Source organism: Streptomyces sp. 891-h (assembly GCF_022760275.1).
Classification (GTDB): Bacteria; Actinomycetota; Actinomycetes; order Streptomycetales; family Streptomycetaceae; genus Streptomyces; species Streptomyces spirodelae.
Map to the genome: position 1 here is coordinate 4552941 of NZ_CP050693.1, position 21949 is coordinate 4574889.

General features: G+C 72.3%; 21 protein-coding genes. 13 read left to right on the plus strand and 8 right to left on the minus strand.

What is annotated here, in order from left to right; all coding sequences use genetic code 11:
• Positions 1 to 276: 276 nt before the first annotated feature.
• Positions 277 to 1317 carry an SGNH/GDSL hydrolase family protein gene (locus HC362_RS20025; protein WP_243085411.1) on the minus strand — a complete coding sequence of 347 codons (1041 nt, stop codon included), beginning with the start codon at positions 1315 to 1317 and terminating at the stop codon, positions 277 to 279.
• 385 nt (positions 1318 to 1702) lie between these two features.
• Here HC362_RS20025 and HC362_RS20030 point away from each other — a divergent pair, with 385 nt between their 5' ends.
• Positions 1703 to 3091 (plus strand): cystathionine beta-synthase, encoded by a 1389-nt coding sequence (locus HC362_RS20030; RefSeq protein WP_209268119.1) that lies wholly within the window; start codon positions 1703 to 1705, stop codon positions 3089 to 3091.
• A 59-nt stretch (positions 3092 to 3150) separates the two neighbouring features.
• Here HC362_RS20030 and HC362_RS20035 read toward each other — a convergent pair whose 3' ends face one another.
• On the minus strand, positions 3151 to 3573 hold the full coding sequence (locus tag HC362_RS20035) for a hypothetical protein (protein WP_243085412.1): 423 nt from the start codon (positions 3571 to 3573) through the stop codon (positions 3151 to 3153).
• A gap of 136 nt (positions 3574 to 3709) precedes the next feature.
• Here HC362_RS20035 and HC362_RS20040 point away from each other — a divergent pair, with 136 nt between their 5' ends.
• Together HC362_RS20040 and HC362_RS20045 are read left to right on the plus strand one after the other, a co-directional pair.
• Positions 3710 to 4561, plus strand: coding sequence for a MurR/RpiR family transcriptional regulator (locus HC362_RS20040; RefSeq protein WP_243085413.1), 852 nt, complete (start codon positions 3710 to 3712; stop codon positions 4559 to 4561).
• Positions 4562 to 4786: 225 nt separating this feature from the next.
• Positions 4787 to 5443 (plus strand): GNAT family N-acetyltransferase, encoded by a 657-nt coding sequence (locus HC362_RS20045; RefSeq protein ID WP_243085414.1) that lies wholly within the window; start codon positions 4787 to 4789, stop codon positions 5441 to 5443.
• Here the strand turns inward: HC362_RS20045 and HC362_RS20050 are convergent.
• Positions 5431 to 6171: a TIGR03086 family metal-binding protein gene (locus HC362_RS20050; RefSeq protein WP_243085415.1), complete on the minus strand. Its 741-nt coding sequence runs from the start codon at positions 6169 to 6171 to the stop codon at positions 5431 to 5433. The genes HC362_RS20045 and HC362_RS20050 overlap by 13 nt on opposite strands.
• A 61-nt stretch (positions 6172 to 6232) precedes the next feature.
• A complete protein-coding gene (locus HC362_RS20055) occupies positions 6233 to 6661 on the minus strand; it encodes a VOC family protein (RefSeq protein ID WP_243085416.1) in 429 nt (142 codons plus the stop codon).
• Positions 6662 to 6919: 258 nt separating this feature from the next.
• On the opposite strand from HC362_RS20055, the gene HC362_RS20060 reads away from it, so the two are divergent.
• Complete coding sequence (locus tag HC362_RS20060) at positions 6920 to 8098, plus strand: PP2C family protein-serine/threonine phosphatase (protein WP_243085417.1); 1179 nt, start codon at positions 6920 to 6922, stop codon at positions 8096 to 8098.
• Positions 8099 to 8129: 31 nt separating this feature from the next.
• Here HC362_RS20060 and HC362_RS20065 read toward each other — a convergent pair whose 3' ends face one another.
• Positions 8130 to 9038 carry an aldo/keto reductase gene (locus HC362_RS20065; RefSeq protein ID WP_243085418.1) on the minus strand — a complete coding sequence of 303 codons (909 nt, stop codon included), beginning with the start codon at positions 9036 to 9038 and terminating at the stop codon, positions 8130 to 8132.
• A gap of 70 nt (positions 9039 to 9108) precedes the next feature.
• Positions 9109 to 9822: a type 1 glutamine amidotransferase domain-containing protein gene (locus HC362_RS20070; protein WP_243085419.1), complete on the minus strand. Its 714-nt coding sequence runs from the start codon at positions 9820 to 9822 to the stop codon at positions 9109 to 9111.
• Positions 9823 to 10130: 308 nt separating this feature from the next.
• On the opposite strand from HC362_RS20070, the gene hutU reads away from it, so the two are divergent.
• From hutU to hutI, 4 genes are read left to right on the plus strand one after another with little or no spacing between them, the layout of a single operon-like run.
• Entirely contained in the window at positions 10131 to 11825 is a 1695-nt protein-coding gene (hutU, locus tag HC362_RS20075) for a urocanate hydratase (protein ID WP_243085420.1), read from the plus strand.
• On the plus strand, positions 11818 to 13035 hold the full coding sequence (locus HC362_RS20080) for an allantoate amidohydrolase (RefSeq protein WP_243085421.1): 1218 nt from the start codon (positions 11818 to 11820) through the stop codon (positions 13033 to 13035). The genes hutU and HC362_RS20080 overlap by 8 nt, the downstream gene beginning before the upstream one ends.
• Positions 13032 to 14447, plus strand: a complete 1416-nt coding sequence (locus HC362_RS20085) for a formimidoylglutamate deiminase (RefSeq protein ID WP_243085422.1) — start codon at positions 13032 to 13034, stop codon at positions 14445 to 14447. The genes HC362_RS20080 and HC362_RS20085 overlap by 4 nt, the downstream gene beginning before the upstream one ends.
• 32 nt (positions 14448 to 14479) lie before the next feature.
• Positions 14480 to 15658 carry an imidazolonepropionase gene (gene hutI, locus HC362_RS20090; protein WP_243085423.1) on the plus strand — a complete coding sequence of 393 codons (1179 nt, stop codon included), beginning with the start codon at positions 14480 to 14482 and terminating at the stop codon, positions 15656 to 15658.
• Here the strand turns inward: hutI and HC362_RS20095 are convergent.
• Together HC362_RS20095 and HC362_RS20100 are read right to left on the minus strand one after the other, a co-directional pair.
• Complete coding sequence (locus HC362_RS20095) at positions 15598 to 16038, minus strand: helix-turn-helix domain-containing protein (RefSeq protein WP_243085424.1); 441 nt, start codon at positions 16036 to 16038, stop codon at positions 15598 to 15600. The two genes, hutI and HC362_RS20095, sit on opposite strands and share 61 nt — an antisense overlap.
• A 275-nt stretch (positions 16039 to 16313) precedes the next feature.
• Positions 16314 to 17303 (minus strand): RNA polymerase sigma factor SigF, encoded by a 990-nt coding sequence (locus tag HC362_RS20100; protein ID WP_209268131.1) that lies wholly within the window; start codon positions 17301 to 17303, stop codon positions 16314 to 16316.
• Positions 17304 to 17565: 262 nt separating this feature from the next.
• Here HC362_RS20100 and HC362_RS20105 point away from each other — a divergent pair, with 262 nt between their 5' ends.
• From HC362_RS20105 to HC362_RS20125, 5 genes are all read left to right on the plus strand, one after another.
• Entirely contained in the window at positions 17566 to 17964 is a 399-nt protein-coding gene (locus HC362_RS20105) for an STAS domain-containing protein (RefSeq protein WP_243085425.1), read from the plus strand.
• Between the two features lie 417 nt (positions 17965 to 18381).
• Complete coding sequence (locus tag HC362_RS20110; protein ID WP_209268133.1) at positions 18382 to 18858, plus strand: ATP-binding protein; 477 nt, start codon at positions 18382 to 18384, stop codon at positions 18856 to 18858.
• A gap of 244 nt (positions 18859 to 19102) precedes the next feature.
• On the plus strand, positions 19103 to 19855 hold the full coding sequence (locus HC362_RS20115; protein WP_243088718.1) for an LPXTG cell wall anchor domain-containing protein: 753 nt from the start codon (positions 19103 to 19105) through the stop codon (positions 19853 to 19855).
• A 45-nt stretch (positions 19856 to 19900) separates the two neighbouring features.
• A complete protein-coding gene (locus tag HC362_RS20120) occupies positions 19901 to 20884 on the plus strand; it encodes a DUF916 domain-containing protein (protein ID WP_243088719.1) in 984 nt (327 codons plus the stop codon).
• 50 nt (positions 20885 to 20934) lie between these two features.
• Positions 20935 to 21939: a neocarzinostatin apoprotein domain-containing protein gene (locus tag HC362_RS20125; protein WP_243088720.1), complete on the plus strand. Its 1005-nt coding sequence runs from the start codon at positions 20935 to 20937 to the stop codon at positions 21937 to 21939.
• The last annotated feature ends 10 nt before the right edge of the window (positions 21940 to 21949 follow it).

Consider the following 21949-nt stretch of genomic DNA (forward strand, 5'->3'; position numbering starts at 1 on the left):
CGGGCCTCTTCTAAGCGTTTGCTTTTTCCCGCCCCCGGTCAAGAGCCGCCCGCCGCGCCGAGGGCTGCCCCTTCTTCGCAGCACGTGGTTGCCGCCGCACCTGTTTGCCGCCGCACCCGCCTCCCGCCGCGACGGCGAGGTGCGAACCGGTGGTGACCGGCGGTGCCGAACCCACCCCGGCTGACGCGTCCGGTGCCTCCGCCGCGGCTGGTCACCGTCCCGGCGGAAACCGGTCTCCGTCCAGGCGGGACAAAGGCGCCGCAGCGGCGCAGCCGATCAGCGGTTCTCGGCGACGCCCTCGGGGGGCTTGGGCTGGACCTCCTCGGGAGGGGGCAGCCGACGCCGGCGGCGATGCTTGAGCAGCGCCCAGGGGCCCCGCATGCCCGCGACCTCGGTGCCGCCCTCCGCGGCGGCCTCCGCCGCCGCACGGGCGACCGGCAGGATGCCCTCGCGCCGCCTGGCGTCCGGCCGCTCGTCCTCGGTCGGCCACAAGCCCAGCGCAGCGCACAGCGTGGGCAGTATGGCCATCGCGGCCGTGGCGTACCCCTCGGCGGAGGGGTGGTAGTTGTCGGGTCCGAACAGCTCGCGCGGGTTGGCGGAGAACTCGGGTCCCAGCAGGTCGCCCAGTGAGACCGTGCGGCCGCCCTCCTCGACCACGGCGATCGTCTGGGCGGCGGCCAGCTGACGCGACAGCCGCCGCGCGATCCAGCGCAGCGGCTGTCCGACGGGTTCGACGCTGCCCAGGTCGGGGCAGGTGCCGACCACTACTTCGCAGCCGGCCGTGCGCAGCCGCGCCACCGCATCCGAGAGGTAGCGCACGGAGCGGGCCGGAGGCATCCGGTGGGTGACGTCGTTGGCGCCGACCATGATCACGCACACATCCGGGGCCTGGGAGAGCTCCCGTTCGCTCAGCAGCAGTGTGATCTGTCGTTCCAGGTCGTCGGACATGGCGCCGGAGAGCGCCACGTTGCGCAGTTCGACGGGGCGTTCGGCGATGGCGGCGAGCGCTGAGGCCAGCAGCGCGCCGGGGGTCTGCCGAGGGCGGTGCACGCCCTGGCCGGCCGCCGTTGAGTCGCCGAGGAAGGCCAGGCGCAGCGGCTGCCCTGCGTAGAGCCTGCCGAAGGCGCTGCCGTACAGACCGTCGGCCTTGGGCGGCTCGTCCTCGGAGCCGCCGATATGACGTTTCGCCAGTTGGAGCTCGGTGAAGAGCAGCCCGACAGCCGCCCCACCGACCAGGCCGAGTCCGCCGCCTCCATAGGCGGCCGCGGTCGCGATTCGCCGGGCTACTCTCGCGCTCGACGCCTTCGACATCGGCATTGTGCTCTTCCGCCTCCCGAGTTCTCGATCCCACCGGTTGTCGCGCTCATGGGCTCATGGCTTCGTGGTGCTTCTGTCCGTGCTCGAGGTCTGCACCGAACCGCGTAGTGTTCTGCCGGTTTTGCAGGGCCCTGTCCCCGTATCAGGTCCAATTTCGGTTTCCGTTCCCTCGCTCGGCTCCGGGCGCACGTCCGATATGCACCGGTCCGCTGTGCGCCGGGGCGCCTTGCGTCCGTGCGCCGGGGGCTCACGACCTCCAAGACTGTGTTGCCCCGTGCGGCCCTGCCTGCAACGCGTCTCAGGTGTGTACGTGTTGCCCCATAGGCTGTCCGTACGGGCTCGCGACCCCGCGGCCCTGCGACCACGACTACGCGCGGAGACCACGGTGCAGTATCACGAGTCGATGATCGAGCTTGTCGGCAACACCCCGCTGCTCAAGCTCAACAGTGTCACGGACGGCATCCAGGCCACCGTCCTTGCCAAGGTCGAGTACTTCAATCCAGGCGGTTCTGTGAAGGACCGGATCGCGCTGCGCATGATCGAGGCGGCAGAGCAGTCCGGCGAGCTGCAGCCCGGTGGGGTGATCGTCGAACCCACCTCGGGCAACACCGGTGTCGGACTGGCCATCGTGGCGCAGCAGAAGGGGTACCGGTGCCTCTTCGTCTGCCCCGACAAGGTCTCCATGGACAAGATCAATGTGCTGCGGGCCTACGGAGCCGAGGTCGTGGTCTGCCCAACGGCCGTCGATCCCGAACATCCCGACTCTTACTACAACGTTTCCGACAGGCTTGTCCGCGAAACCCCGGGCGCCTGGAAGCCGGACCAGTACAGCAACCCCAACAACCCCCGCTCGCACTACGAAACGACGGGCCCCGAGCTGTGGGAGCAGACCGACGGCCGGATCACCCACTTCGTGGCGGGAATCGGCACCGGCGGCACCATCAGCGGCACCGGCCGCTACCTGAAGGAGGTCAGCGGCGGCCGGGTGCGGATCGTGGGCGCCGACCCGGAGGGCTCGGTCTACTCTGGCGGTTCGGGACGGCCCTATCTGGTCGAGGGTGTGGGCGAGGACTTCTGGCCCGACGCCTACGACCGGGACATCACCGACGAGATCGTGGCCGTCTCCGACAAGGACTCCTTCCAGATGACGCGGCGGCTGGCCAAGGAGGAGGGGCTGCTGGTCGGCGGCTCCTGCGGAATGGCCGTGGTCGGTGCGCTCGAGGTGGCCAAGCGGCTCGGACCCGACGACGTGGTCGTCGTCCTGCTGCCGGACGGCGGGCGCGGCTATCTGAGCAAGATCTTCAACGACGAGTGGATGAACGACTACGGCTTCCTGGAGGAGGGCGGCACCACCGGCGCCAGGGTCGGTGAGGTGCTGCGCTTCAAGGAGGGTCCGATCCCCTCCCTCGTCCATATGCACCCGGAGGAGAAGGTGGGCGAGGCCATCGAGGTGCTGCGCGAGTACGGCGTCTCCCAGATGCCCGTCGTCAAGCGCGGCGCCGGGCACCCGGATGTGATGGCGGCCGAGGTGATCGGCTCCGTCGTCGAACGGGAGCTGCTGGACGCGCTGTTCGCCCAGCGGGCCTCCCTGGACGACGCCCTGGACAAGCACATGAGCGCACCGCTGCCGCACGTGGGCGCGGGCGAGAGCGTCGCCGACCTGATGGCCGTCCTGGAGGGAGCCGACGCGGCGATCGTCCTCGACGAGGGCAAGCCGAGCGGCGTCGTCAGCCGCCAGGACCTGCTGGCCTTCCTGGCCAACGAGGGCCGCTAGCCACGCCGGTGGGCCGGCACGGCCTCGGCCGCCGTGATGCCCGCGCTGCCGCGCGGGTCCTACCGGCGGTCGTGGTCGGGGCCGGAGCGGGAGAACCAGGAGCGGCTGGCCTGGAAGCCGTTGACTGCGACGATGCCCGCCCAGCAGGTGACCAGGCCGGTCAGGCCCGCGTTGGCCACGGCTATCGCGGTCAGGGGGATGGCCAGCACCAGGGAGGCCACCGCGAGGCCCAGGCGGGCGCCGAGTCCGTCCGCGTCGGTGTGCGGCGCCGGCTGCGGCCGCACGCTGCCGCCTCGCGCGGCCACCATCTGCTGCTCGGCCAGCTGGCGCCGCACCCGCTTGTCGACGACGTTGTCGAGCCGCTGCTCCACCTTTTCCAGGAAGGAGTCGAGCAGCTCGTTCTCGTACTCGGGGCCCAGCTCCCGGCGCGTCTGCAGCGTCGCGTCGAGTTCCTTCTTCAGCTCAGGGTCGGGTGCGCTCATGCCCGTCACATTACGGCGCCGCGAGGGCCGCCACAGTGGTGCTGGCACCACCTTCTGCCGGTGGCCCGCCTTGCCGGGGCGCGCCCTCCTGCATAGGGTTATGCAGGGGAGGAGCGGGCTGAATGAGAGGTGCGGGATGAGCAGCGCGAGCGCGCGGTTGCTGGAGCTCTTCGAGGGGCACCGGCTGACCCCCACGCAGCGCCGCATCGCGCACTGCATGGTCCGCAGGGCGGGAGATGCGCCGTTCCTCTCCAGCGTGGAGCTCGCCGAACTGGCCGGCGTCAGCCAGCCCTCCGTGACGCGCTTCGCCGTGGCGCTCGGTTTCGACGGCTACCCGGCGCTCCGCCGCCACCTGCGGGAGACCGAGCCGCCCGCGGGGCCCGAGTCCGCAGCGGAGGGTACGGGCGCCGGTGGGCTCAACGAGTACCAGCAGGCCGTCCACGCCGAGATCGAGAACCTGCGGCACCTGGCCGCGCTGTTGGAGGACCCGGCGCAGGTCGAGCGCGCCGGGGCGCTGCTGGCCGCCTCCCGTCCGCTCCCGGTGCTCGGACTGCGCGCCGCCGCCGCACAGGCGAGCGGTTTCGCCTACTTCGCCGCCAAGGTGCACCCGGATGTCCGGCTGCTCACCGAGGGCGGCTCCATGCTCCAGGACCGTCTGGACGGCTGCGTACGGGCCGGTGCCGAAGCGCTGATGTGCTTCGCGCTGCCCCGGCATCCACGCGAGACGGTGGAGGCGCTGGACAGTGCGCGCGCGGCGGGGCTGTCGATCGTCACCGTCGCCGACAGCGCCTTCGCGCCGGTCGCCCACCCCGGCGACCTGCTGCTGCCCGCAGCCGTCGGCACGGGCCTGGCCTTCGACACCGCCTGCGCGCCCATGCTGCTGGGCCGGGTGCTGCTGGAGGCGATGTGCGACGGGCTGCCCGACGCGCAGGCGCGGCTGGAGGAGTTCGACGCGCGGGCGAGCGAGCGCGGCCTGTTCGCGGAGTGAGCATCGGGAGTGGGCATCGAGTGAGCGGGTGAGCGAGCGCTCTCCGCCCGGTGCGCGGCCCTGCCGGTGCCGGGCGCTGTGGCGCCGGGCGCTGTGGCGCCGTGAGACGGCGTCAAATCAGGTGCCCCACAGGGTGTTCTGCCGTACCGTGCGCGGCCGTAAGCCACCCGAGCACTTTGGAGACCCTGATTGGACGACTCCCGTCTTCCGGGACCGGCAGGCCCGATGCACCCTGCCACCGCCCCTGAACTCGACCGTGAGCTCATCACCGACTGGGTGGTGGGCTGGGCCGCCTCCCGAGGCACCCCCGCACCGGTGGAGCGACCGTGGGGGTTCTACATGGACATCCGCAGCGAACGTCTGGTGGGGCGGCACGTTCTGCTGCACGCCGACGAGGCGACGGTCCGTGCGGCCGCCGCGGCGGTGACGGTCCCTTCCACCTGGCTGATGGTCTTCGCGGAGCCCGACCGGGTCGCGGCCTGGCTGCCGCCCGGCTGGGAGGTGGACCACGCGGAGACCGGCCACCTCATGAGCGTCGGCCTGGAGACCACCGACCCGGTGCCGCCGGACGGCTATACGCGCACCGTCGAGACCCGCGACGGCGTCACCCGGGTGTGGGTGCACGCCGCGAGCGGCGAGACCGCCGCAGCGGGACAGGCCTCCGTACTGGGCCGCAACGCCGTCATGGACCGTATCCGGACCGAGGAGGCGCACCGCCGCCGCGGCCTGGGCGGTCTGGTGATGCGCACCCTCGCCGACAGCGCGGTGGCCGCCGGTGCGACCCTCGGCATTCTCGGCGCCACCCCGCAGGGCCGTGCGCTGTACGAGACGCTGGGCTGGAAGGCGCACACCATCCTGACGGAGTGCGTCTACTGGCCCTGAGCCGGATCGCGGCCGAGGAACGCCAGCAGCCGGTCTCCCGGTGGCGCGTTCGGCGCCACCGGGACCCGCGGCGCGAACAGCGGACGCCGCGCCCCCTCGTGCGGCACCAGCTGGCGGGCTATGGGCAGCAGCCGGGCCGCCAGCGGGGCGGGAATGGCGCGGTCGGCGCGCCCGGTGGCCCGCGCGATGTCCCAGCCGTGCACCGCCAGCTCGACTGCGCCCGTCAGCGCCAGGGCCGTCGCCGTCAGCGGCGCGTCGGCCACCACGATCGGCCGACGGCTCTGCCGGATCGCGGCCCAGGCGCCCAGCAGCCGCGCCGCCCGCCGCCGGAAGGCCGCCGCAGGGTCCGGCTCCCGCCCCCCGGCGGCCCCCGGCGCGGGGTGCGGGTGCAGCGCGACGGTGCCCTGCGCGAAGCCCTCGTGCAGGGCCGCCAGCGAGTCGTCCAGATGCGCCATCAGCCCGCCCAGGTCCCACTCCGTGCACGGAGTGGGCCGGTGCAGCAGCGCCGGGGTGACGGGCTGGGCCGTGCCCAGCGCGTAGCCCACCGCGTGCCGCAACAGCTCCGCCGCCCGCACCTCGGCGCCCTCGGAGCCGTTGTCGCGCGTGCCGGCGTCCTCGGAGCCGTTGTCGCGCGTGCCGGCGTCCTCGGAGCCGGTGTCCCGCGTACCGGTGTCCCGCGCGCCGCTGTCGCGCGCGCCGCCGCCCCGCGTATCGCCGCCCCCGCGCACACCAGCGCCCTTCGCTCCGCCGCCCCGTGCGCCCCCGCTCTCCCCCTCGCGGAACACGGGGTCAGGCGGCGGAGCTGTCGGCGGCCGTCTGGTCGGTGGATTTCCCCGTCACCTCGAAGAGCTGCACATAGTTGCCGTCGGGGTCCTCCACGGTGGCCAGCAGGACGCCCTCGTCCACCGCCTCCACCGGGCGCACCCAGTGCGGATTGAGCTGCTCGGTCAGCCGCCGTGCCGTGCCATGGATGTCCGTCACTTCGAAGTTGATCAGGATTCTTCCTGGTTCGACCGACTTGCGGCCCACGTCGTCCCTGCTCTCGAAGATGACGTACGTGCCGCTCAGCTCCAGGACGTGGGCCGGGCCTTCGCCGCCGTCCGTGTCCGCTGCCGCCGCCCGGGGGGTGAAGGCGGTGCGGTACCACTCCCACAGCCGCTCGGGGTCCGTACTGCCCAGCACGATGCCGCCAATCCGGGGACCGGTCGCTTCCGTCATGACATCTGCCTCCTGTAACCGTCGGACACCGGGCACACCGCTCCGGCGCTCATGGAATGGACCCGGCCCGGGCGGAAAACTCATCGCGAGGTGCCGCCCCGGGACGGGCGGCACACGTCACCCGGAGGCGAAGCGGATGCGGCTGGTCCGCATGTGGTCTGCGATACGGTCATTCGCGGGACTCTTCCGGACCGGCTGAACCAGTGCGATCCCTGCCCGCGGGGTCATCCTCAGCCCCGCACAGAACCAGGACCGATCGTGGACGGATTCGCCGCTGTTCAACAGGCGTTGCGCACAGCGCCTCCGCACGCGCTCGCCCGGGTGGTCATCGACGAGCTGCGGAAGCAGTTCGGCGCCGACCTGGTCGAGCTGCGCATGGTCGACTACGCGGTGAAGTCGCTGCAGTTGGTCGACGGCTATGCGGCCAAGACCGAGCCCGTGCCCGTCCACGACAGTCCGCAGGGGCGTGCGTTCGGGTCGCAGGAGGCGTTCGTCACCCAGCAGCCCGGCGGCGGGATCGTCGTCCATCTGCCCCTCACCATCCGCGGCGACCGGCTGGGCACGCTGTCGGTCGGTCTGCCCTCCGCTGCCGACCCGAACGGTCTGCTGCCGGTGCTGCGGCGGCTGTGCGAGGCGCTCGGCCACGAGATCCTGGTCGCCGAGCGGGACACGGACCTGTTCGTGCTGGCCCGCCGCGCCTCACGGCTGACGCTCGCCGCCGAGATGCAGTGGCAGCTGCTGCCCGGCCGCGCCTGTGTCCGCGATGAGTTCGAGGTCGGGGCCCATCTGGAGCCCGCTTACGCGATCCACGGCGACAGCTTCGACTGGGAGGCGTCCGAGCGGTATCTGACGCTCACCGTCACCAACGGCATGGGCGAGGGGATAGAGGCCGCGCTGCTGACCAGCCTCGCCGTCAACGCGCTGCGCAACGCGCGCCGTGCCGGGCTGGACCTCGCCGGCCAGGCGACCCTCGCCGACCAGGCGGTCTATGCGCAGTACCGGGGCTCCGCCTATGTGTCGGTGCTGCTGCTGCGATTCGAGCTGGCCACCGGCCGGGTGGAGGTCGTGGACGCGGGCTCGCCGAAGCTGTGGCGGGTGCGCGGCCGCTCCGTCGAGGAGTTGTCCTTCGACCACCAGCTGCCGCTGGGCATGTTCGAGGACACGGTGTACGTGGAGGAGCACTTCGCCGTGCGGCCGGGGGACCGGTTGCTGATCGGCAGCGACGGTGTCTACGGGACGCCGGGCAGCGGCGGCGAGACGTACGGCGAGCGGGCGCTGGTCCGCTCGCTGCCGGGGCACCGGCTGCTGCCCGCCGGGCAGGTGCCCGTGGCGGTCCTCCGTGAGCTCGCCACCTACCGTCACGAGGCGCCGCTCCAGGACGACGCCCTTGTGATGTGCGTGGACTGGCACGGCCGCCCGGATACCGCCGGACACTGACGGCGGCGTACCCCACCGCGGGGAGGCAGGTTCAGATTCGAACCGCGGCCGACAGGTCCTCGTATTCCTGGTCGGTGAGCTCGATCCGGGCCGCGTGGGTGTTCTCCTCCAGGTGCGACAGCCGGGAGGTGCCCGGGATCGGCAGCATCGCGGGGGAGCGGCGCAGTAGCCAGGCGAGGGCCAGTTGGGAGGGGCGGGCGCCGTGCTGCTGTGCCACCGTCTCCAGCGGTCCGCCCGGCCGTGCCAGTTCGCCTGTCGCGATGGGGAACCACGGGATGAAGGCGAGGCCGCGCTCCTCGGCGTAGTCCAGCACCGGCTCGGCGCTGCGGTCGGAGAGGTTGTAGAGGTTCTGCACGGAGACCACGTCCACCAGCTTGGCGGCCTCCTCCAGTTGGGCCACCGACACCTCGGACAGCCCGATGAACCTGATCTTGCCCTCTTGCTGCAGCAGCGACAGCTCGCCGAGCTGGTCGGCGACCGGCACCTTCTCGTCGATACGGTGCAACTGGTAGAGGTCGATACGCTCCAGTCCCAGATGGCGCAGGCTCAGCTCGCACTGCTGGCGCAGGTACTCGGGACGGCCCACCGGGCGCCAGTCGTCGGGCCCGGCGCGGGTCAGCCCGCCCTTGGTGGCGACCACCAGGTCGTCCGGATAGGGGTGCAGCGCCCTGCGGATGAGTCGCTCGGAGACGAAGGGGCCGTAGGAGTCGGCCGTGTCGATGAAGTTCACGCCCAGTTCGACGGCGCGCCGCAGCACTCGTACGGCCTCGTCCGGGTCCCGTGGTTCGCCCCAGACGCCGGGCCCGGTCAGCTGCATGGCCCCGTAGCCGAGCCGGTGGACGGGCAGCCGGCCGCCGAGCGCGAAGCTGCCGGACGCCTCGGCGGGCCGTCCGGCGGAGCCCAGCGGAGCCGCCGCGGAGGCTGCTGACGAGTCGGACATTGCTCTTCCCTTCGTCGTGACGGTCGGTACCGGTGGCCCGCTTGAACCGGCCGGGCCGGCCGGTCCTGCCTCAGCCGAGCATTTTGACGATCTCGGCGGCCACAGGCCTCGCCGAGGCCGGGTTCTGCCCCGTGACCAGGTTGCGGTCCACCACCACGTGCGGGGCCCAGGGCTCGCCCGCCTCGAAGTGCGCGCCGACCTCGACCAGCCGGTCCTGGAGCAGCCATTTGGCCTTGTTGGCCAGTCCCGTCTGCTCCTCCTCGGCGTTGGTGAAACCTGTCATCCGGTACCCGTACACCGCGCTGGCACCCTCCTGGGTGTGGGCGGCCAGCAGCGCCGCGGGCCCGTGGCAGACCACGCCGAGCGGCCTGCCCGAGGCCAGCGTCCGCACCAGCAGGGTTCCGGAGTCGGAGTCGGTGGCCAGGTCCTCCATGGGGCCGTGGCCCCCGGGGTAGAAGACGGCGTCGAACCCGGCCGGGCCACCGCCGCTGTCGATGCGTACGTCCTCGATGCTCAGCGGCTGGCCCAGCTCGGTGAAGGACTCCAGGCCCGCGGCCACCCGGTCGGCGCCTTCCTGTCCGCCGTTCGCGTCGGCCGACAGGCTGGCCTCGTCGACGCTGGGGACGACGCCGCCGGGGGTGGCGACCACCACCTGGTGGCCGGCCGTCTTGAACATCTCGTAGGGGGCTACGGCCTCGTCGGCCCAGAAGCCGGTGGGGTGCTCGGTGCCGTCGGCCAGCGTCCAGTGGCGGGCGCCGGTCAGCACGAAAAGGATCTGCGACATGTCGTTCTCCGGGGCTGCGGGGAGGGCTACCCGTCGACGGTAGGCCGCGCCGGGCCGCCACGGCGGCTGACGTCACCGGGCGAGCCCGCCTCGTCCCCTGGGCGCCGCAGCCCGCGACGGACCCGGGAGGCCGGAGGCGGGGTGGAAGCCCCCGTTGACTAGAACTATTCAGCGCGTATGGTTAGTGAATAGATCCGTTACGCGACCCCCATCCGCGCGCGTACGCCGCCACCGGCGCACATCCGCCGCCACCGGCGCATTCCGCCACCGGCGTACGCGTGCGGCACGAGTCGAGGAGGCAGGGCCATATGACCAGCACCGCAGGACCGCGCCCGGTCAGGGCACCGCGCGGCAGCGAGCTGAGCGCGCTCGGATGGCAGCAGGAGGCCGCGCTGCGGATGCTGCAGAACAACCTCGACCCCGAGGTCGCCGAGCACCCCGACAAGCTCGTCGTCTACGGCGGCACCGGAAAGGCGGCCCGCGACTGGGCGTCGTTCGACGCGATGGTCCGCACCCTGCGCACCCTGCGCGGCGACGAGACGATGCTCGTCCAGTCCGGCCGCCCCGTCGGAGTGATGACCACCCACGAGTGGGCCCCGCGCGTGCTGATCGCCAACTCCAACCTGGTCGGCGACTGGGCCAACTGGGAGGAGTTCCGGCGCCTGGAGCAACTCGGCCTGACCATGTACGGCCAGATGACCGCCGGTTCGTGGATCTACATCGGCACCCAGGGCATCCTCCAGGGCACCTACGAGACGTTCGCGGCGGTCGCCGCGAAGCTCGCTTCTCAGAACAAGCACAGCGGCGGTTCCCTCGCCGGAACCATCACCCTCACCGCCGGCCTCGGCGGGATGGGCGGTGCCCAGCCGCTCGCCGTCACCATGAACGACGGCGTCGCCATCGTCGTCGAATGCGACCCCTCGCGTATCGCACGCCGTATCGAACACGGCTATCTGGACGTACGGGCCGAGAACACCGCCGAGGCGCTGCGGCTCGCCGTCGAGGCCCGGGACGCGCGCCGCCCGCTGTCCATCGGACTGCTCGGCAACGCCGCCGAGGTGCTGCCCCGGCTGCTCGCCGAGGGCGCGCCCATCGACATCGTCACCGACCAGACCTCGGCCCACGACCCGCTCTCTTACCTGCCCGCCGGTGTCGACTTCGCGGACATGGCCGCCTACGCCGCCGAGAAGCCCGCCGACTTCACCCGGCGGGCCCGCGAGTCGATGGCCGCGCACGTCGAGGCCATGGTCGGCTTCCAGGACGCCGGAGCCGAGGTCTTCGACTACGGCAACTCCATCCGCGGCGAAGCACAGCTCGCCGGGTACGCGCGTGCGTTCGACTTCCCCGGCTTCGTCCCCGCCTACATCCGCCCCCTCTTCTGCGAGGGCAAGGGACCCTTCCGCTGGGCGGCGCTGTCCGGCGACCCCGCCGACATCGCCGCGACCGACCGCGCCCTGCTGGACCTGTTCCCCGAGAACGAGTCGCTGGCGCGCTGGCTGAAACTCGCCGGTGAACGCGTGCACTACCAGGGCCTGCCCGCACGTATCTGCTGGCTCGGCTACGGGGAGCGGGCCGCGGCCGGTGAACGCTTCAACGACATGGTGGCCTCCGGCGAGCTCGCCGCCCCGCTGGTGCTGGGCCGCGACCACCTCGACTGCGGGTCCGTCGCCTCGCCCTACCGCGAGACGGAGGCCATGCGCGACGGCTCCGACGCCATCGCGGACTGGCCGCTGCTGAATGCCATGCTCAACGTGGCCTCCGGCGCGTCCTGGGTCTCCCTCCACCACGGCGGAGGGGTCGGCATGGGGCGCTCCCTGCACGCGGGGCAGGTCACGGTCGCCGACGGGACGCCGCTCGCGGGCGAGAAGCTGCTGCGGGTCCTCACCAACGACCCGGGCACCGGAGTGATCCGGCACGTGGACGCGGGGTACCCCGAGGCGGAGGCGGTCGCCGCCGACCGCGGAGTCCGCATCCCGATGCGGGAGGGAGAGCAACATGCCTGAGGGCTTCCCGAGCCCGTCCTTCCACGCCATGTGGAAAGAGCTCCTCCCCCTCGGCAAGGCACCCGGCGGTGGTTACCGTCGGTACGCGTGGTCGGGGCCCGACATGGAGTGCCGGGAGTGGTTCCGGCACCAGGCGGAGAGCCGCGGGCTGGCGTACGAGGCCGACCAGAACGGCAACCAATGGGCGTGGGCCGGCGACAAGGACGCCGGGGACGCACTGGTGACCGGCTCCCATCTCGACTCCGTCCCCGAGGGCGGCGCCTTCGACGGCCCCCTCGGCGTCATCTCGGCGCTCGCCGCCTACGACGAACTCCGCAGCCGGGGCACCGAGTTCACCCGCCCCTTCGCGATCGTCAACTTCGCCGACGAGGAGGGCGCCCGCTTCGGGCTCGCCTGTGTGGGCTCGCGGCTGCTGACCGGCACCCTCACCCGGGAGGGCGCCCACGCGCTGCGGGACGCCGACGGGGTGACGCTGCCGCAGGCGATGGAGGCGGCGGGGTACAGCCCCGAGGCGCTCGGCCCCGACCCGGAGCGCCTCGCCCGCATCGGCGCGTTCGTGGAGCTCCACATCGAGCAGGGCCGCGCACTCGCGGAGACGCCGCACCCGGTCGCGGTCGCCTCGGCGATCTGGCCGCACGGGCGCTGGCGGTTCGACTTCCGGGGCGAGGCCAACCACGCGGGCACCACCCGGCTGGAGGACCGCAGGGACCCGATGCTCACCTACGCCAACACGGTGCTGGCCGCTCGCAAGAAGGCGCGGCTGGCGGGCGCGCTGGCGACCTTCGGCAAGGTGGCGGTGGAGCCGAACGGGGTGAATGCCGTGCCCTCCAAGGTCAGCGGGTGGCTCGACTCGCGGGCTCCGGACGCGGAGACGCTGGCGGCCGTGGTCGCCGAGATCGAGCGCGCGGCGGGGGAGCGCGGCGGGCGTGACGGGGTGGCGGTCGAGGTGACGCGGGAGTCCCGGACGCCGCTCGTGGAGTTCGACCACGTACTGCGGGACCGGCTGGTCGGGCTGCTGGGCGGCGACGTGCCGGTGCTGCCCACCGGCGCGGGACACGACGCGGGTATTTTGTCCGCTTCGGTGCCCACGGCCATGCTGTATGTCCGCAACCCCACCGGTGTCTCGCACTCGCCCGCCGAGTTCGCCGAGGAGGACGACTGTGTGGCGGGCGTCAGCGCGCTCGCCGACGTACTGGAGGGTCTGGTGTGACCACGAGGACCAGGACGAACCCCAACGCGACAGGCCCGGAGCCCGGCGGCGCACCGGCCGAGAAGGTCTACTGGTGCGAGAACGCGTGGCTCAACGGCACCGTCGAACAGCACGTCGTCCTGGAGGTGACCGCGCAGGGCCGGCTCGGCGCCATCCGTACCGGCGTCCAGACCCCGCCGCCCGGCGCCGTCACGCTGCGCGGGCTGACGCTGCCCGGGCTGGCCAACGCCCACTCGCACGCCTTCCACCGGGCGCTGCGCGGCACCGTCCAGGTCGGCTCGGGCACCTTCTGGACGTGGCGCGACACCATGTACCGGACGGCGTCGCTGCTCACCCCGGACAGCTACTACGCGCTGGCCCGCGCGGTGTACGCGGAGATGGCGCTGGCCGGGATCACCTGTGTGGGCGAGTTCCACTATCTGCACCACGCTCCGGGCGGCGAACGCTACGACGACCCCAACGCGATGAGCCACGCGCTGGTCGCGGCCGCGGCTGACGCGGGCATCCGTATCACCCTGCTGGACACCGCCTACCTCGCCTCCGGCATCGGACCGAAGGGCCGCGGTGAGCCGCCCACCCGGCCGCAGTTGCGCTTCAGCGACGGCAGCGCCGAGGCGTGGGCCGAACGTGCCGACGCCTTCAGCCCGGACGGCGACCACGCGCGGGTCGGCGCCGCCGTGCACTCCGTACGGGCCGTGCCCGCACGGGAGTTGCACACCGTCGCCGAGTGGGCCGAACAGCGCAAGGCGCCGCTGCACGTCCACCTGTCCGAGCAGAACGCGGAGAACGAGGCGTGCGAGAGCGTGCACGGGCTGACGCCTACCGCGCTGCTGGCCGAGCACGGCGTACTCGGCCCGCATACCACCGCCGTACACGCCACCCATCTGACGGCGGACGACATCCGTACGGTGGGCGGCTCCGGCACGGGCGTGTGCATGTGCCCGACCACGGAACGCGACCTGGCCGACGGCATCGGACCGGCGCCCGCGCTCGACGGCGCCGGTGCCGGGCTCTCGCTGGGCAGCGACAGCCACGCCGTCATCGACCTGTTCGAGGAGGCCCGCGCCCTGGAGCTCAACGAGCGGCTCGCCAGCCGTACGCGGGGGCACTGGACCGCCGGACAGCTGCTGCGTGCCGCCACCGAGGGCGGGCACGCGGCGCTCGGCTGGCCCGAGGCGAGCCGCCTGGAGACGGGGGCGCTGGCCGACTTCGTGACCGTCGCGCTGGACTCGGTACGTACGGCCGGGCCCGTGGTGCGACTGGGCGCCGAGACGGCCGTGTTCGCCGCCACCGCAGCCGACGTCCGCCACACGGTGGTGGCCGGGCGGCATGTGGTGCGGGACGGCTCCCACACCCTCCTGGACTCCGTACCCAAGGCCCTCACGGAGTCGATCGCAGCGCTCCGCCCCTGACACCCGACCCCCGACCCGAGGACACCCCACCCATGCCCCGGACCCTCTCCCTCACCAACCTCGCCACCCTCGTCACCAACGACCCGGCCCAGGGCGACGGCGGCCCGCTGGGCATCATCGAGAACGCCGCCCTGGTCATCGAGGACGGCAAGGTGGCATGGGTGGGTCCGACGGACAGGGCGCCGGCGGCCGACGAGACGTACGACGCGGGCGGCAGGGCCGCGATCCCCGGGTTCGTCGACAGCCACTCCCACCTGCTCTACGCGGGCGACCGCACCCAGGAGTTCAACGCCCGGATGTCCGGACGCGCCTATACGGCGGGCGGCATCCGCACCACCGTTCGCGCCACCCGCGAGGCCGGGGACGCGCAACTGGCGGCCACGCTGAAGGGCCACCTGCGCGAGATGCTGGCGCAGGGCACCACCACCGTGGAGACCAAGTCGGGGTACGGGCTCTCGCCCGAGCACGAGGCTCGCGCGCTCCGGGTGGCCGCCGCGTCGGGCGTGGAGGAGATCACCTACCTCGGCGCCCATGTCGTCCCGCCCGAGTACGCGGAGGACCCCGACGAGTACACCGCGCTGGTCGCGGGCGAGATGCTGGACGCGTGCGCCCCGTACGCCCGCTGGGTCGATGTCTTCTGCGAGGAGGGCGCCTTCGACGAGGACCAGTCGCGCGCCATCCTCACCGCGGGCAAGGCCAAGGGCCTCACCCCGCGGGTCCACGCCAACCAGCTCACCCACGGCCCCGGTGTCCGACTGGCGGTGGAGGTCGGCGCGGCCTCGGCCGACCACTGCACGCATCTCACGGACGCGGACATCGACGCACTGGCGAACAGCGCCACAGTGGCCACCCTGCTGCCCGGCTGCGAGTTCTCCACGCGCGCCGTCTACCCCAACGCCCGCCGCCTCCTGGAGGCGGGCGTCACGGTGGCACTGTCCACCGACTGCAACCCGGGGTCCTCGTACACCTCCTCGATGCCGTTCTGCATCGCCGTCGCCGTACGGGAGATGGGGATGACGCCGGACGAGGCGCTGTGGTCCGCGACGGCGGGCGGCGCCCAGGCGCTGCGCCGTACCGACATCGGCCGGCTGACGACCGGCTCCCGCGCCGACCTCACCCTCCTGGACGCCCCCTCCCACGTCCACCTCTCCTACCGCCCGGGCGTCCCCCTGGTGGCGGAGGTCTGGCAGCGCGGCGTACGCGAGGTGTGAGGGCTCCGGGAGTGGCTGAGTGCTTCGGTGCGGAAGTCCTGAGGGGTGATGCCGTAGGCCGCACGGAAGGTGCGGGTGAAGTCGGCGGCGCGGGGGAAGCCCCAAGTGGCGGCGATGGACTGGATGGTGCGGTCGCCGAGCCGCGGGTCGGCCAGATCGCGACGGGCGCGGTTCAGCCGCTGGCGGCGGATCCAGGAGCTGACGGTGCAGCCCTGACTCCGGAAGAGCCGGTGCAGACTGCGGGTGGAGATGTAGTGGGCGGCGGCGACGGCGTCGGGGCTCAGCCCGGGGTCGCCCAGGTGTTCCCAGATGAAGCTCTGGATGCGGGCGAACAGGGCAGGGCCGTGGTCGACGGCCTCCTGCGGGCAGATGTGCACCATGTCGTCCCCCGGACTGTCAGAAGCTCTTCCTGCCCTCAGGACGGTAGGCAGCCGCGGGCCGCGGCGAATCCCGTGCAGGTTCCAACTCGGATCTCGAACCAGGGGTGGAGTGCGCTTACGGGGGTCGACCCGGGGCGGTAGTCGGCGGTGGGCCGGACGCGTGCGGCCCACCGCCACGGACGGCCCGGACAGACCGAGGGCCCGGCCGGACTGTCGTTGTCCGGCCGGGCCCTCGGCACGCGGAGTCGCCGCACCACACTGGGCGGCACCCCGCGTCACTCCTCGATCATCAGCCCCTTGCGGAGCTTGCCCAGGGTGCGGGAGAGGAGGCGGGAGACATGCATCTGCGAGATGCCGAGCTCCTCACCGATCTCCGACTGGGTCATGTTCGCCACGAAGCGCAGCGAGAGGATTCTGCGGTCCCGCGGGGGGAGTTCGGCTATCAGCGGCTTCAACGACTCGACGTACTCGATGCCTTCGAGTCCGTGGTCCTCGTAGCCGATGCGGTCGGCCAGCGCCCCCTCGGTGTCGTCCTCCTCGGGCTGCGCGTCCAGCGAGCTGGCGGTGTAGGCGTTGCTCGCCGCCATGCCCTCGATGACTTCCTCGCTGGAGATGTTCAGCCGCTTGGCCAACTCCTCGGGGGTCGGCGCCCGGTCCAGCTTCTGGGCGAGTTCGTCGCCTGCCTTGGCCAGGTCGAGCCGCAGTTCCTGGAGGCGCCGGGGTACCCGCACGGACCAGGACGTGTCGCGGAAGAAGCGTTTGATCTCGCCGACGATGGTCGGCATCGCGAAGGTGGGGAACTCGACGCCGCGGTTCAGCTCGAAGCGGTCGATCGCCTTGATGAGGCCGATGGTGCCGACCTGGACGATGTCCTCCATGGGCTCGCTGCGCGAGCGGAACCGGGAGGCCGCGAACTTCACCAGGGCGAGGTTGAGCTCTACCAGGGTGTTGCGGACGTACGCGTATTCGTGGGTGCCCTCTTCGAGGTTCTCCAGCCGCTCGAACAGCGTCTTGGACAGGGCCCGCGCGTCCAGCGGACCGACCTCGTCATAGGGTGGGATCTCAGGCAGCTGGAGCTGGTCGAAGAGGTCGGCTTCCACCGCCTCCGCGATCTGCTCGGCGCTCGCCGGATCGGTGAGGGTTTCGGGGGTCAGGGACTGGGAATCCGGCAGCCGGTCCGTGCTGTGTTGCTCCGGAACGGCGGGAACGGTCGCGACCTGCGTATGCGCGGGGTCGGATATCCCGTTGTCGAGCCGGGGTGACATGGCTGTCCTCCATGGTTTTCTCGGCATATGGCTGCCGAAGCCGTGACGTGCACTACGGGGTGCGGCGCCTCCAGAGCCGACGTTGGTTCGGTATCCCTACTAGACCTACCTGCTCCTGCACAGCAAGAGCAAGCTCCCTTTGTCCTTTTGTGACCAATCTGTCCAATGTTCGGCTACCGGTGAGGCCGCCGAAGGCGTAGGGTTGCGAACCGCTCGACGGGGGAAGCAGTGAAGGCCCTCACGCGAAACAGAAGGGGTGTGCATGGACCGCGGGATGCCCGGCAGCACGAGCCAGGGCCGGCTGACGGTCGAGGTGCGGCACGAGGGAATCAGTGCCGTCGTGACCCCCGAGGGTGAGCTCGATCACCACACCGCGGAGCTGTTGCGCGAGCCGCTGGAGCGCAGCGTCGAGGAAGGCTACAGCCGCCTCGTCGTGGACTGCTCGCGGCTCGAGTTCTGCGACTCGACGGGGTTGAACGTGCTGCTCGGCGCCCGCCTGAAGGCGGAGGAGGCCGGCGGCGGCGTCCATCTGGCGGGGATGCTCCCCGTAGTGGCGCGCGTCTTCGAGATCACCGGTGCGAGCGCGGTCTTCACCGTGCACGACGATCTCGGATCGGCGCTGGAGCACCCCTCGGGCCCGGAACACAGGCCCGACGCGTAATCAGGGCGTTACGCGCATCACACAGGTCCGGCTGAATCCGTAAGTGTTCTCACGGTGCGTCCGGGCAGGAGTCCTTCGAATCTGTCAGACATTCGTGTACAGCGCGTCAAGGTTCCGCACGGTACGGGGCGGCGCGGGACGGCGAACGTATCCGGTGATCGGTGAGGTGAACCACTGATGAGCACCACCCGGCCGCAACCGGCGGGCGACCGCGGTCCGGAGCCCGAGGGCACTCCGGCGACCGCGGGCCCGGGGTGCGGCGCGGCCGGTGGTGCCGACGCGCGGGTGCGTGCCGATACGGACACGGGGCGTGGGCCGACCCTCGGGATCTCCGGTTCCGAGGGCGCTCCCGGTCAGGCCGACGCTTCCGGGAGCGCTTCCACGCCGGCACCCGGATCCGAAGGGGGGAGTGGCGCCATGGGGACCGCCGCCGAGAGTGCGGCCTCTGCCGCCGGGGGAGCCGCACGCCAGGGCGGGCAGCCGATGCGGCAGGTCCGCAGGCTGCGGCTGGTCGGCGCCAGCGGCGCCGTGCCACGTGCTCGGGACTTCACCCGCCGGGCCCTCCAGGACTGGGGCTGGCTGCCCGCCGCCACGGCCGACCAGCGCGCGGCCGCCGAGGACGTGCTGCTCGTCGTATCGGAGTTGGTCACCAACGCGTGTCTGCACGCCAACGGCCCCGAGGAGCTGCGGGTCGGAGCCAACGCGAAGGTGCTGCGTCTGGAGATCGTCGACCTGGGCGCGGGTTCCCCGTCGCCGCGTACCCCGCACCGGGCCGGACGGCCGGGCGGGCACGGGATGTTCATCGTCCAGCGGCTCTGCCTGGACTGGGGCGTCGTACGGAATCCAGAGGGTCCGGGCAAGACGGTGTGGGCGGAGCTGGCCGCTCCGCACTGACGCCTTCGACACCGAGCCATCGGCGCTGAGCCTTCCACGGGGTCGCTTGCGAGGGAGGGGCGACCCCGTACTCACGGTGCGGGGGCTCTTCCCTCTCCAAGGGGCTGGGGCTACTGTCGGCGCGAATCTGATGTGTCGTCAGTAACTTGCGCGTCCGGATGAAGGGGGAACCCCCGTGTCCCACAGCAAGCAGCGCCACAGTACGAAACGCCACAGTACGAAACGCCACAGCGAGAAACCCCGTATCCGCACGGCCGCCGCCACGGTGGCGGCAACAGCCCTCGCCGGCTCGTCCGTACTGCTGTCGGCTCCCACCGCGAGCGCCACCACGGTCGACGTCGACTACCAGTGCAAGACCCCGATCGGGGACAAGAGCGCCGTCTCGCCCATCGACATCAAGGCCACCGAGAGCGGCAGCGGTTACAAGCTCACGATGTCCTTCGAGAAGGGCGTCTCCTCCAGCCCCGTGGAGCTGGGCAAGGGCGCCATGAAGCCCAGCGCCAAGATCAAGCTCGGCGGCGCCGAGACCGGTGACGTCCCGGTGAGCGGCCCCGCCAACGACAAGGCCATTCCGGCCAACACCCCGATCAAGATCCCCGACTTGAGCGGGACCTACACGCCGAAGAAGAGCGGCAAGGTCACCTTCACCGCAAGCACCCTGACCATCAAGGCGCTGGGCACGACCACCACCTGCAACCCGAAGAACAACCCCAAGCCCTCCCTCACCCTGGACGTGAAGGCCGCGGGCAGCAGCGGCGGTTCGGGCGGCAGCGGGGGTTCGGGCGGCGATACCTCGGGCGGCGCGGCCAGCGGCGGCGGCACCTCCGGCGGCGCGGCGAGCGGCAGCCAGACGTCGCCCAGCGGCGGCGGACAGCTGCCCAAGACCGGTCCCACCGACTCCGCTGTGGCCCTCGGCACCCTCGGCGGCACGGTGCTGCTGGCGGGAATCGGCGGAACACTGTGGGTGACGCGGCGCAGGGCCGCGGTCCGGCACTAGCCCGTGGCGGGCCGTAAGGCTCTCCCTCACGTCCGTGCCCTCTTGGTGCTCGGTGTGCTCGTCTGCTGCCTGCCGGGCGGCTTCGGCCGCGCGGGCGCGGTGTCCGGGAGGCCCGCCGAGGCGGTCAGAAGTCTCGCCGAGGCGCACCCGGACTGGACGGCGGCGCCCGCTCCGCCCGCCCGCACCCGGCCCGGCGCGGACGGCACAAAGGCGCGCTCGTTCTTCTATCTGGAGGGCGAGCCGGGGACCGTGCTGCACGACTCCCTCGCGCTCACCAACAAGGGCGATGAGCCCCGCACCTTCCGGCTGCGCGGAGCCGACGCGTACAACGCCGGTGGCGGTCGGTTCGCCGTACGCAAGGAGGGCGACAGCCGGGGAGCGGGGGCCTGGACGGCGCTCGCCCGGAAGACCGTCGAGGTGCCGCCGCGTACCCGGGCCGAGGTGCCGCTGAGCGTGACCGTCCCGGACAGCGCCGTGCCAGGAGACCATCCCGCCGCGCTCGTCGTCGACGACGGTGAGCGGAAGGTGGGGGTCCGGATGTATCTGCGGGTGAGCGGGCCGACCCTGGCGGCACTGAGCGTGGAGGACGTCACCGTACGGGACGCCGGGGACGGCGCGGCGACGATCGGCTACACCCTGGTCAACCGGGGGAACGTCGTGCTGCGGCCCCGGCTCGCCGTACACGCCGACGGGCTGTTCGGCCCGCTGGTACGGCAACCGGCCCGCGCCCTGCCCGTGGAACTGCTCCCGGGCCGGCGCGTCACCCGCCACGAACGGTGGCCGCGTCCGCCCGCGGTGGACGTGGCGGATGTCCGCCTCACGGTGACGGCCGAAGCCGGAGCCCATGACGCGGCCACCGCCTCCTACACGGCCGTGCCCTGGAAGTGGACCCTCGGTGTGCTCCTCGTCCTCGCCGGTGGCGGCGTCGCCTGGTACGTCCGTCGCAGACGCCGCGCCCCGGCCGCCGACGCGGGCCCGCGACAGCCCCGAACCCGACGCCCGGTGCCGACCGCGGGAGCCGCGAAGTGAGGAAGACCCCGACGCGTATCCGGCGCACCGTATGCCTGGTGGCAGCCCTGCTGGCCTGCGCCCTCACCGGGGCCGCACTCCCGCAGGCACCGGCCGCGACGACGGTACCGGCCGCCGCGAAGGCGCATCCGAAGGTCACGCTCTCCCGGAACGAGGCCGGGGCCGGGGCGACCGTCACGGTCCGGGGCACCGGATGGCGGCCCGACACCCTGCTCACCCTGCTGATGTGCGGCCAGAACGCGATCGGCGGCACCAACGCCTGCGCCAACGCGGAAGGGCGCGCCGTCACGACGGACGGCAACGGCGGCTTCCGCAAGAAGCTCCCCGTGGCCGAGCCGCCCAAGCCGTGCCCGTGCGTCGTCCGGGCCGCCACGGTGACCGGCCCGTTCGCGGCGGCCGAAGCGGCGTTCCGGGTCGCGGGCCACCCGGTGGAACCGCTGCCCGAGAAGCGTACGGGCGGGCGGCTCAGCGTCCTGGCGGCGCGGCTGGAGGGCGACAGCGGGCTGCTCAACTGGTTCGGCGCCCCTCAGCAGCGGAAGCTGGTGCTGACGGTCGGCAACCTGGGTGCCGACCGCGCCCGGGACCCGGTCTTCGAGGTCGGGGCCTCGCACGGCGTCCTCGCGCCCGAGTGGGAGCGCCAGCAGTGGCGCGGCACGATCGATCCGGGCGAGAAGGCGCGGGTGGAGCTGACCGTGGAGCTCGCCTCGGGCGCGCACGGTCAGTACACCGTCGCGGCCAAGCTCGGCCGGCGCGTGCTGACCGAGCAGCCGTGGAACGTGGGCCGCCCCTGGGGGGTGACCCTCTTCTGGGTACTGCTGTGCGTGGTGGTCCCGCTGGCGGTCTTCCGCCTGGGCATGGCCCTGGTCGTACGGGTCTCTTCCCGCCGCGAGGGCGATCCCTCTTCCCGCCGCGAGGGCGATCCCTCTTCCCGCCGCGAGGGCGATCCCTCTTCCCGCCGCGAGGGCGATCCCTCTTCCCGCCGCGAGCGCGGCCCTCCTTCCCGCCGCAACGGCGAGAAGGGGGACGGCGAGGGTCCGGCGGAATCAGCGACGTAGCCGCCAGTTG

Excerpts from the sequence above, each read along its gene's own strand:
- HC362_RS20025 (WP_243085411.1), bottom strand. The coding sequence starts at position 1,317 with ATGCCGATGTCGAAGGCGTCGAGCGCGAGAGTAGCCCGGCGAATCGCG.
- HC362_RS20035 (WP_243085412.1), bottom strand. The coding sequence starts at position 3,573 with ATGAGCGCACCCGACCCTGAGCTGAAGAAGGAACTCGACGCGACGCTG.
- HC362_RS20040 (WP_243085413.1), top strand. The coding sequence starts at position 3,710 with ATGAGCAGCGCGAGCGCGCGGTTGCTGGAGCTCTTCGAGGGGCACCGG.
- HC362_RS20045 (WP_243085414.1), top strand. The coding sequence starts at position 4,787 with ATGCACCCTGCCACCGCCCCTGAACTCGACCGTGAGCTCATCACCGAC.
- HC362_RS20055 (WP_243085416.1), bottom strand. The coding sequence starts at position 6,661 with ATGACGGAAGCGACCGGTCCCCGGATTGGCGGCATCGTGCTGGGCAGT.
- HC362_RS20065 (WP_243085418.1), bottom strand. The coding sequence starts at position 9,038 with ATGTCCGACTCGTCAGCAGCCTCCGCGGCGGCTCCGCTGGGCTCCGCC.
- HC362_RS20070 (WP_243085419.1), bottom strand. The coding sequence starts at position 9,822 with ATGTCGCAGATCCTTTTCGTGCTGACCGGCGCCCGCCACTGGACGCTG.
- hutU (WP_243085420.1), top strand. The coding sequence starts at position 10,131 with ATGACCAGCACCGCAGGACCGCGCCCGGTCAGGGCACCGCGCGGCAGC.
- HC362_RS20080 (WP_243085421.1), top strand. The coding sequence starts at position 11,818 with ATGCCTGAGGGCTTCCCGAGCCCGTCCTTCCACGCCATGTGGAAAGAG.
- hutI (WP_243085423.1), top strand. The coding sequence starts at position 14,480 with ATGCCCCGGACCCTCTCCCTCACCAACCTCGCCACCCTCGTCACCAAC.
- HC362_RS20095 (WP_243085424.1), bottom strand. The coding sequence starts at position 16,038 with ATGGTGCACATCTGCCCGCAGGAGGCCGTCGACCACGGCCCTGCCCTG.
- HC362_RS20100 (WP_209268131.1), bottom strand. The coding sequence starts at position 17,303 with ATGTCACCCCGGCTCGACAACGGGATATCCGACCCCGCGCATACGCAG.
- HC362_RS20105 (WP_243085425.1), top strand. The coding sequence starts at position 17,566 with ATGGACCGCGGGATGCCCGGCAGCACGAGCCAGGGCCGGCTGACGGTC.
- HC362_RS20110 (WP_209268133.1), top strand. The coding sequence starts at position 18,382 with ATGGGGACCGCCGCCGAGAGTGCGGCCTCTGCCGCCGGGGGAGCCGCA.